A 3950-nucleotide genomic window follows, 5' to 3' on the forward strand; every position below is an offset into this window, starting at 1 on the left:
GGCGGTTACTCTACCAAACAGTTGTTAGAAAGAGGTGCTCATGGATCTTGAGTTCGGGACGGCGGACGAGGCGTTCCGCGCCGAGGTGCGGGAGTGGCTGCGCGCGCACGTCCCGGCGGAGCCGCTGCCCTCGCTGGAGACCGAGGAGGGGTTCGCGGCCCACCGGGAGTGGGAGCGGACGCTCGGCGCGGCGCGGCTCGGGGTCGTGTCGTGGCCGGAGGAGTACGGCGGCCGCGGCGTCTCAGTGCTGCAGTGGCTGGTCTTCGAGGAGGAGTACTACGCGGCGGGCGCGCCCGGACGGGTCAGCCAGAACGGCATCAACCTGCTGGCGCCGACGCTGCTGAAGCACGGCACGCCGGAGCAGCTCGCGCGGATCCTGCCGCCGATGGCGGCGGGCGAGGTGATCTGGGCGCAGGCGTGGTCGGAGCCGGGCGCGGGCAGCGACCTCGCGGCGCTGCGGGCCACGGCGACGCGCACCGACGGCGGCTGGCTGCTGGACGGGCAGAAGACGTGGAGTTCGCGGGCCGCGTTCGCCGACATGGGCTTCGGGCTGTTCCGCTCGGACCCGGAGTCGGACCAGAATGAGCGGAGCGAACCGGGGGGTGCGGGGGGTCGTCCCCCCGCAAAGGGCCGGCACAGGGGCCTCACGTACCTGATGTTCCCGCTGGACGCCGAGGGCGTGACCGTGCGCCCGATCGGGCGCCTGGACGGCAAGCCCGCGTTCGCCGAGTTGTTCCTCGACAAGGTCTTCGTCCCCGACGCGGACGTCATCGGCGCCCCCGGCGAAGGCTGGCGGGTCGCGATGGCCACGGCGGGCAACGAGCGCGGGCTGGCGCTGCGCAGCCCCGGGCGGTTCACGGCGGCGACCGAGCGGCTCGTCGAGCTGTGGAAGGAGCGCGCCGACCCGTCCGACAGCGCGCTGCGCGACCGGGTCGCGGACGCGTGGATCAGGTCGCGCGCCTACCGGCTCAAGGGCTTCGAGACGATCTCGCGGGACGACGACATCGGCGCCGAGTCCAGCCTGAACAAGGTGTTCTGGTCGGAGCTGGACGTCGCGCTGCACGAGACCGCGCTCGACCTGCTCGGCCCGGACGGCGAGATCGCGTCGGAGTGGCTGGAGAACTACGTGTTCTCGCTGGCCGGGCCGATCTACGCCGGCACCAACGAGATCCAGCGCAACGTGATCGCCGAGCGGCTGCTCGGCCTGCCGAGGGGATCCCGATGACCGCAGCGAAGCGAGGATCGTCGGGGCCCCGCCCCGGGGGTCTGGGGGTCGCCCCCCAGAAGGGCAGGGTCCGATGAAGTTCGTTCTCGACGCTGAGCAGCGGATGTTCGGCGAGACGCTGCGCCGGCTGCTCGCCGACGCGGGCACCGCGAAGATCGCCCGGGCGTGGGCGGCCGGGGACGCCGGGCCAGGCCGGGCGCTGTGGGCGTCGGTCGCCGGGGCCGGGGTGTTCGCGGTCGCGGTGCCGGAGGAGTCCGGCGGCGCCGGGCGGCTGCCGGTCGAGCTGGTCGTCGCGGCCGAGGAGCTCGGACGCGCCGCCGCGCCGGGCCCCTACGTGGAGACGCTGGCGGCGGCCGAGCTGCTGGGCGAGTCGCCGTGGGCGGCGCGGATCGCGGAGGGCGAGGCGATCGTGTCGCTGGCCGTCCCGCACGCGCTGGACGCCGACGTCGCCGACCTGGTGCTGACCGCCGACAAGGTGGAGCGGAAGGCCGGCGAGGCGCTCGCGTCGCTCGACCCGGCGCGGCGGCTGTTCCGCGTCGAGGGCGGCGCCGGGTTCACCGACTTCGGCGTGCTGCTGTGCGCGGCGCAGCAGGTCGGCATCGGCCAGGCGCTGCTGGAGGTGTCCGTGGAGTACGCCAGGACGCGGCAGCAGTTCGGCCGTCCGATCGGCGAGTACCAGGCGATCAAGCACCACCTGGCGAGCGCGATGGTCGAGCTGGAGTTCGCCCGCCCGCTGCTGTACGGGGCGGCGCTGTCGTACGGGACGCCCGACTTCGCCCGGGACGTGTCGGCCGCGAAGGTCGCCGCGTCGGAGGCGTCCTACGGGCTGGCCAAGACCGCCCTCCAGGTGCACGGCGCGATCGGCTACACCGACGAGTACGACCCGTCGCTGTGGATCCGCAAGGCGCGCGCGCTGTACTCGGCGTGGGGTTCGGTCGCCGAGCACAGGGCGCGGGTCATCGCCGCTCTGTGAACTCCTTGAGTTCCACGCGGCGGACCTTGCCGGACGCGGTCTTCGGGAGGTCGTCCACGAAGACGACCTCCCGGGGGACCTTGAAGTTCGCGAGCCGCTCCCGGCAGTGCGCGATCAGCTCGTCCCCCGTGGCCTGCCTGCCGGGGCGGAGCCGGACGTAGGCCCGCGCCACCTCGCCCATGCGGTGGTCGGGAGTGCCGATGACACCGGACTCGGCGACGGCGTCGTGCTGGGCGAGGACGTCCTCGACCTCGGCGGGGTACACGTTGAACCCGCCGACGACGAACATCTCCTTGGTCCGCCCGGTGATGGTGAGGTTGCCGCGCTCGTCGAGCCGTCCCCGGTCGCCGGTGTCGAGCCAGCCGTCGCGGATCGTCTCGGCCGTCGCCTCGGGGTCGTCCAGGTAGCCCTTCATCACGTTGTAGCCGCGGACGAGGACCGAGCCGTCCGTGCCGGCCGGGACCTTCTCGCCCTTCTCGCCGACGATCGCGATCTCGACGTCCGCGATGGCCCTGCCGCAGGTGGTGGCGATGGTCTCGTCATCGTCGTCCACCGAGCACGCCGACACGGTGCCGGACGACTCGGTCAGCCCGTACGCGGTCACGACCTGCGGGAACAGCTCCGCGCGGATGCGCCCCACCAGCGCGACCGGCACGTCCGCCGCGCCCGTCACCGCCAGCCGCAGCGACGACAGGTCGCGCTCGTCCCGGCCGGGGGCGTCCAGCAGCGAGGTGTAGATCGTCGGCGGGCCGGGCAGCACGGTGATCTTCTCCTGCTCGATCAGCCGCAGCGTCTCGGGGACGTCGAAGGTGCGCTGGAGCACCATCGTGGCGCCCTTCAGCAGGCACGCCAGGACGCCCGCCTTGTAGCCGAACGAGTGGAACATCGGGTTGACGATGAGGTACCGGTCGCCGGCCTTCACGCCGGTGCGCCCCGTCCACGCCGTGTAGGTGCGGACGTTCTGCTCGTGCGTGACGAGGACGCCCTTGGGCTTGCCGGTCGTCCCGGACGTGAACAGGATGTCGGCGATGTCGTCCGGCCGGACGGCCGCCGCGCGCGCGTCGGCCTCCTCCGCGGACACGGCCTTCGCGAGGAACCCGTCCCAGCCGAGGACGCCGGGGCGCGCGGACGCACCGAACGTGACGACCGTCTGGAGGGCGGGCAGGCCGGGCACGGCACCGGCCTCATCGACCCCGAGCATGCCGGAGTAGTCGATGCCGAGGAACCCGTCCTCCACGAAGAGGATCGCGACGCCGGCCTTGGTGAGCGGCCAGCGGGCCTCGTCGCCCTTGTACCGGGTGTTCAGCGGGACGAGCGTCGCGCCCGCGCCCATGGCGCCGAGCACGGTGACGATCCAGCGGAGGCCGTTCGGCGCCCAGATCGAGATGCGGTCGCCCGCGCCGACGCCGGCGCCGATGAACGCCGCCGTCGCCTCCCGCACCCGCTCGCGCAGCTCCGCGTAGGTCACCCGGACGTCGCCGTCCACGACCGCCTCGGCGTCCGGAGAGTCCTGTGCGGCCCGCTCCAGCAGACCCGGAATCGTCAGCTCGCTCATAACCGTCCATGATGGGCGCGCCGCGGCCGTCCGGGCCATCCCGTCCCGCTGACCGGTACCGCCGCTGGACAGGTTCCGGAGGGTCCGTCCGCCGGTCAACGTGAGCCTTGTTCACTTTTATCCGTTTCGGTGTTTCACTCGATGGGACAGCCGTGGACCCCCACCCCCGGTCGAGGTGCCCCGATGCCCTTCCGACG

General features: G+C 72.9%; 3 protein-coding genes. 2 read left to right on the forward strand and 1 reads right to left on the reverse strand.

Annotation, left to right across the window (positions count from 1 at the left end):
• Nucleotides 1-40: 40 nt before the first annotated feature.
• Both E1284_RS39280 and E1284_RS39285 read left to right on the forward strand, forming a co-directional pair.
• Nucleotides 41-1225, forward strand: a complete 1185-nt coding sequence (locus E1284_RS39280) for an acyl-CoA dehydrogenase family protein (RefSeq protein ID WP_131945211.1) — start codon at nt 41-43, stop codon at nt 1223-1225.
• 73 nt (nt 1226-1298) lie between these two features.
• On the forward strand, nt 1299-2198 hold the full coding sequence (locus E1284_RS39285) for an acyl-CoA dehydrogenase family protein (protein WP_131945212.1): 900 nt from the start codon (nt 1299-1301) through the stop codon (nt 2196-2198).
• On the opposite strand, the gene E1284_RS39290 is transcribed toward E1284_RS39285, so the two are convergent.
• Nucleotides 2182-3753: a FadD3 family acyl-CoA ligase gene (locus tag E1284_RS39290; RefSeq protein WP_131945213.1), complete on the reverse strand. Its 1572-nt coding sequence runs from the start codon at nt 3751-3753 to the stop codon at nt 2182-2184. The two genes, E1284_RS39285 and E1284_RS39290, sit on opposite strands and share 17 nt — an antisense overlap.
• Nucleotides 3754-3950: the final 197 nt, after the last annotated feature.

Source organism: Actinomadura bangladeshensis, from assembly GCF_004348335.1.
Classification (GTDB): Bacteria; Actinomycetota; Actinomycetes; order Streptosporangiales; family Streptosporangiaceae; genus Spirillospora; species Spirillospora bangladeshensis.